We start from the raw sequence: 4,514 nt of genomic DNA on the forward strand, positions 1-4,514 counted from the left end.
GACAGGTGCGAGGGCCATGGGCGCTCCAGAAGGGGGGCTGCGAGTGCTCCGATGCAGGGACCCATTGCGTTGGACGTGCCAGCCCCGGGCGCACCCTGGCCGTTCCTGTTTCCAGGGGTTTGTCTCCCACATCCACCGCAGGCCCTGATGACAGCGCTTGGGTCACTGATGACAGCCGTCACCAGGCAGGCGGGCGGGATGACGCAACGCGGGAGAAGATGCGGGGCGAACCACCGCCGGGGGTAGAGTCCGGTCCCGGGTGCACCACCGATGAAAAAGAACGACACCGGCAGGGGCGGAACTGGCACGGGTGCTTCGGACTCCGCGCGCTCGGGCGTGGGAACGGGCCGAGGCACGGGACGGGGGACGGGCACGGGAACCGGAAGGTCCCAGCGCGCTCCCGAGGACGTGCCTCCCTTTCCGCAGGTGGGCCGCTACCTGCTCTTGCGCCGGCTGGGGCAGGGCGGCATGGGCGTGGTGTACGCCGCCTATGATCCGGACCTGGACCGCAAGGTGGCGCTCAAGCTGCTGCACCCGAACCACCAGCGCGAATCCGAAGAGGCGCGCTCCCGGCTGATGCGCGAAGCCCAGGCGATGGCGCGCGTCTCCCATCCCAACGTCATCCCCGTCTTCGACGTGGGCATCTGGGGCGACCAGGTCTTCGTCGCGATGGAGCTGGTGGACGGCGGCACGCTGGGCACGTGGCTGAAGGAGTCCAAGCGCTCGTGGAGCGAGGTGCTGGATTACTACCTCCAGGCGGGCCGGGGACTCCAGGCCGCGCACGACGCGGGGCTCGTGCACCGCGACTTCAAGCCCGCCAACGTGCTGGTGAGCCGCGCGGGCCGCGTCTACGTGACGGACTTCGGTCTGGCGCGGCAGGTGGGCGACGCGCCGGAAGCGGCGACGACGCCGGAGGAAGCGGAGGTCCTCCAGTCCGCGGACCGCCGCATGCTGGAGACCACGCTCACCGAAGCGGGCCTCCTCGTGGGCACGCCCAACTACATGTCCCCGGAGCAGTTCCGGGGCACGACGCTGGACGCACGCACGGACCAGTTCAGCTTCTGCGCCGCGCTCTACGGGGCTCTCTTCGGCGCGCGCCCCTTCGACCCGGGCAGCCTGAAGGCCTACGCGTCTTCCAGCCGGGGAGTGGAGGAGGCGGAAGGCACGCAGTCGCTGGGAGGCACCGCGCCCCTGACGGCCAAGGGCCCCGCCGCGCCGCCGCCCGTGCTCATCCGCGAGCCGCCGCGCGACGTGAAGGTGCCCGCGTGGGTGCGGCAGGCGGTGCTGCGCGGCCTGTCGCTGGACGCGGACGCGCGCTTCGCGTCCATGCGGACCCTGCTGGACGCGCTCTCCCAGGAGCAGCGCCAGGGCCGGCGCAAGCGCTGGGCGTCGGCGACGGGCGCGATGGCCGTCTCGCTGGCGGTGGCGTCGGGCGTGGCGTGGCAGCAGTCCCAGGTGTGCGCGGACGCCGGGGCCCTGATGGACGATGTCTGGACGTCAGACGCGAAGGCGCGGCTGGAGTCCGCCTTCCGCTCCACCGGCAAGCCCTTCGCGGAGGCCATGGCCTTCCGCACCGTGCAGGTGCTGGAGAACTACGCGGGCGCGTGGAAGCAGCAGCGCGTGCAGGCGTGCGAACAGACGCGCGTGCAGGGCGTCGTCGCGGAGGACCAGTTCGACCGGCAGGTGGTGTGCCTGGAGCGGCGGCGCAAGGATCTGCGCTCCACGGTGGAGCTGCTGGCCGGCGCGGACGCCGCAGTGGTGGAGAAGGCCGTGGACGTGGCGCACGCGCTGCCCGCGCTGCATGACTGCGAGGACGTGGGCTCGCTCGCCGAACAGCAGCGCCGGCCGTCCGATCCCGCCCTGCGCGACGAGATTGAAAAGCTGGAGGGCAAGCTGTCGGAGGTCCGGGCGCAGGTGGACGCGGGCCGCTACCCCGCGGCGCTCGCGGCGGCGGCGCCCCTGGAGTCCGCGGTGCTGGCCACGAACTTCCTGCCGCTGCGCGCGGAGCTGCGCTTCCATCTGGGCTGGCTCAAGGAACAGACGGGGGATTCGCCCGCGGCCTCCCAGCTCCTGTCGCGCGCCGTGTTCGACGCGGAAGCGGGCAGGGCGGACCGGCTGAAGGTCTCCATCCTCAACAAGCTCCTCTATGTGGAGGACGGGCAGAAGCACTTCGACCCGGCGGCGAACTGGGGCGCCCTGGCGGAGGCCACCCTCCAGCGGCTGGGCGGAGAGCCGGTGCTGGAAGCCGACGTGAAGGTGAACCAGGCCAACCTCGCCGCGTCCCAGGACCACCTGGACGAGGCCATCACCCGGCTGGGAGAGGCGCGGGCCCTCTATGAGAAGGCCCTGCCGCCGCAGCACCCCAAGCGCGCGCGGACGCTCTTCCTTCTGGGGCGGATGACGCTCGCGGCCGGCAAGTCCAAGGAAGCGCTGCCGCTGTTGGAGGAGTCGCTCAAGCAGACCGAGGCGGCGGTGGGGCCGCTGCACCCGGACATGGCGCGGCGGCACGGCCTGCTGTCCCTGGCCCTGCGCGAATTGAAGGAGGACGCCCGGGCGCTGCCCCATGCCCAGGCGACGGCGGACCTCTACAAGGCCCTCCACGGCGCGGACAGCCCCCGGTACGCGGAGGCGCTGGACGAGGTGGGCATGTGCCAGCTCGGGATGAAGCGCTACGACGACGCCCTGAAGACCTACGAGCAGGCGCTGGCGCTCAAGCGCAAGGCGCTGCCCGCGGACGACGAAGCCCTCCAGCCTTCCTATGACGGGGTGGGGCAGGCGCTGCTGGGCCTGGGACGGGCGCGCGATTCGGTGGAGCCCCTCCAGCAGGCGGTGTCCTTCGCGTCCGCGCCCGCGGATGCGCTGGCGGAGTCGGGCTTCGCGCTGGCCAGGGCGCTGTACCAGACGGGCCGCCCGCCGGAGGCCCGGGGCGAGGCCACCCGCGCCCGGGGTCGCTTCACCGAGGCGGGGATGGAGGAGCGCGTGGGCGAGGTGGACACGTGGCTGAAGTCTCTTCCGGCCGAGCGCACGCCCCCGCCTGCCCGCAAGCCGCCCCGCGCGCGGCGGCGGTGAACTCGCGCGCACGCGCGGGTGGCAGCCCCGGCGAGGCGTGGTAGCGTCCGCCGCGTGTCGCTGCCGCCAGACGAGGACGAGGCGCTCCTGGATGCTACCGCCACGCTGCAGCGGGGCCGGTCGGGTCAGGTGCGGATGGTGCTGCGGGTCCTGTCGGGCGCGGACGCCGGCAAGACGCACGCGCTCAAACAGGGCACGTACGTGCTGGGCAAGGCGCCCACGTGCGACATCGTCCTCTCCGACAAGGCCGTCTCCCGTCAGCACCTGAAGCTGGAGGTGCATGACGAGCACGTGCTCGCGACGGACCTGAGCTCCCACAACGGCTCCTTCGTGGACGGCCTGCGCTTCAGCGCCATGGAGCTGCGCTCGGGCAGTGTCTTCACGCTGGGGACCACCGAACTGAAGCTGGTGCCGGAGGACACGCGCGACCGCTCGGTGACGCTCTCCTCGAAGGACCGCTTCGGGGCGCTGGTCGGCAACAGCCGCAAGATGCGCGAGGCCTTCACGCTGCTGGAGCGCCTGGCGCCCGGCGGCGCCGACGTCCTCATCCACGGCGAGACGGGCACCGGCAAGGACCTGTGCGCGGAGGCCATCCACCAGCAGAGCCCGCGCGCCAAGGGCCCCTTCGTCATCGTGGACCTGGCGGGCGTGCCCTCCACGCTCATCGAATCCGAGCTCTTCGGCCACGTGAAGGGCGCCTTCACCGGCGCCCAGGCGGACCGCGCCGGCGCCTTCGAGCGCGCCCAGAACGGCACCGTCTTCCTGGATGAGATTGGCGAACTGCCCCTGGAGTTGCAGCCGCGCCTGTTGCGCGTGCTGGAGCGCCGGCAGGTGAAGCGGGTGGGCGGCAACGACTACTTCACGGTGAACATGCGCGTGGTGGCCGCCTCGCACGTGAACCTGGAGCAGGCCGTCCAGCAGGGGAAGTTCCGCCGCGACCTCTTCCACCGGCTCGCCGTGCTGCGCGTCACGCTGCCCGCGCTGCGCGAGCGCCCGGACGACATCCCGCTGCTCATCGACGCGATGCTCAAGCAGATGGGCCGGCCGCCCAGCGCCCTGTCCGACCAGACCCGCGCGCTCCTCCTGCAGTACCCCTGGCCCGGCAACGTGCGCGAACTGCGCAACGTCGTGGAGCAGGTGGTGAACCTGGGCGAGGAGGCCCTTCCCGACCTGGAAGTGCCCCAGGACGGGCAGCGCAAGGGGGCGGACCTGGACCTACCCTTCAAGGAAGCCAAGGAGCACCTCATCGAGGTCTTCGAGCGCGACTACCTGAAGAACCTCATCGAGCGCTGCGAGGGAAACATCTCCCGGGCGGCCCGCGAGGCGGACATCGACCGTGTCTACCTTCGGAAACTTCTGCGGAAACACGATCTGGATCCGTCCGGGGACCCTTAACACGGGGCGGCATCCCAGGTAGGATGGCATCCCCCATCCCCCTCCAGGAG

2 protein-coding genes are annotated in these 4,514 nt (G+C 71.7%); both read left to right on the forward strand.

Features of this window, described 5'->3' with window-relative positions; all coding sequences use genetic code 11:
• Nucleotides 1-270 precede the first annotated feature (270 nt).
• Nucleotides 271-3,069, forward strand: a complete 2,799-nt coding sequence (locus tag D7V88_RS39225; protein ID WP_120545634.1) for a serine/threonine-protein kinase — start codon at nt 271-273, stop codon at nt 3,067-3,069.
• A 135-nt stretch (nt 3,070-3,204) separates the two neighbouring features.
• A complete protein-coding gene (locus tag D7V88_RS39230) occupies nt 3,205-4,464 on the forward strand; it encodes a sigma 54-interacting transcriptional regulator (RefSeq protein ID WP_372241167.1) in 1,260 nt (419 codons plus the stop codon).
• The last annotated feature ends 50 nt before the right edge of the window (nt 4,465-4,514 follow it).

Origin of the sequence: Corallococcus terminator, assembly GCF_003611635.1 — a bacterium.
GTDB classification, from domain to species: Bacteria; Myxococcota; Myxococcia; order Myxococcales; family Myxococcaceae; genus Corallococcus; species Corallococcus terminator.